Source organism: Kitasatospora sp. NPDC059571 (assembly GCF_042735675.1).
Classification (GTDB): domain Bacteria; phylum Actinomycetota; class Actinomycetes; order Streptomycetales; family Streptomycetaceae; genus Kitasatospora.
In genome coordinates, this window is sequence record NZ_JBHWBW010000498.1 from 2,048 (window position 1) to 3,386 (window position 1,339).

General features: G+C 68.2%; 1 protein-coding gene. It reads right to left on the minus strand.

The genetic code is table 11. The annotated features are described in order from the left end of the window. Positions 1-142: 142 nt before the first annotated feature. The gene (locus ACFV0G_RS33890; RefSeq protein ID WP_380556285.1) at positions 143-802 is read right to left on the minus strand and encodes a DUF6230 family protein; all 660 of its coding nucleotides are present in this window, start codon (positions 800-802) and stop codon (positions 143-145) included. Positions 803-1,339: the final 537 nt, after the last annotated feature.

Below are 1,339 nucleotides of genomic sequence, written 5' to 3' on the forward strand. Positions count from 1 at the left end.
CCGCCGGCCGGCCGCCGGGGCGTGCGGCGGGCGCGGCGCCTGGCCCTGGGCTCGCGCCCCCGGCGGGCCCCGGCCCGCCCCCGCCGCCGGATCCTTCGTCAGGAGCTCACGGCGGGCCGGTGGGCCCGCCGCGTGACGAGGATCAGTAGCACTCCTTGCCGTTGCCGTCGTCGCCGACGTACAGCTTGAGGCTCAGGCCGTTCAGCTTGAAGGTGCCGGCCGAGGTGGCCCACGCCGTCTGCTGGACGCCCGTCAGGTGGGCGTGCGGGGCGGCCTGCGCGAAGCCGAGGGCGCCGCTGGGCTTCGGGTGGCCCGCGATGTCCTTCCAGTTCGCGGTCGCCGTGCCCTTGAGGGTCGACGCGTCCTGACCGATGTTGATGTCGGTGAACTCGGCGTCGGCGTTCAGCTGGTCGAGGTCGATCAGCAGGTTCTGCGCGGTGACCGGCTTGTTCGGGTCGTTGCCGGCCTCCAGGCGCAGCGTGACCTTGGGCAGCTTGAGGCCGAGCAGGCTCGGCTCGGAGACCACGGACTGGCACATCTTCTGGATGGTGGCCGTGTCGAACGCCGAGATCGCGACCGCGTGCGGGGTGCCGTTGGTCTCGAAGTCGTACGAACCGAACTGCGCGAAGTTGGTGCCGTCCAGGTCACCGGCGGTGACCTTGAACTTCTGGCCCGACACGTTGAACGAGGCGGCAAGGGCGTTGTTCGCCAGGGCCACGCCGATCGCGGCGGTCGCGGCGATGCCGGGGACCATGGCAACGGCGAAGCGCTTCCAGCTCGTCTTGCCGAACGTCTGGGACATGCAAGTCCTCCTTCTAGGACGTACATCTCCGGCCGTATTCCGGTGCGTCCCGCACTGGGCCCGGCCCGGGATGGGAGAGAGCTACGTCCTCGGTAGCGGAGAGCGCCCCGGCGCCGTGGGACGGACGGCCGCGGCGATCACCCCCGAGCGACAACCGACGGCCGCGCGGGCTGCGCGGCCGCAGGAAGGACAGGAGCCGCTCGTGGGATCTGCGGCACCCCCCTGCCTTCCAGCCACCGGCCGGAGCCGGCGGCTACCCGGTGGGGATCCCTCGAAGGGACCGGGCGAGGCTGATGCTGCTGGAATCCCCGGAGAATCACAAGGGGTCGATTACTGACGGGTAATCCAACAGCGATGCGGTTCGATCATGGAATCGAAGGCGACATCACGGAGAGTCACATTTCGCCGGATAGCCCCGGGAGTGATCCGCAGGAAACACGGATGAAACACCCCGGGGGGGGGGCTGGATTTTTGGCCCCGCCGGGGGGTGTCTATTTTTTTTAAAAAAAAAAATTTAAAACACAATTTTGCCAAACA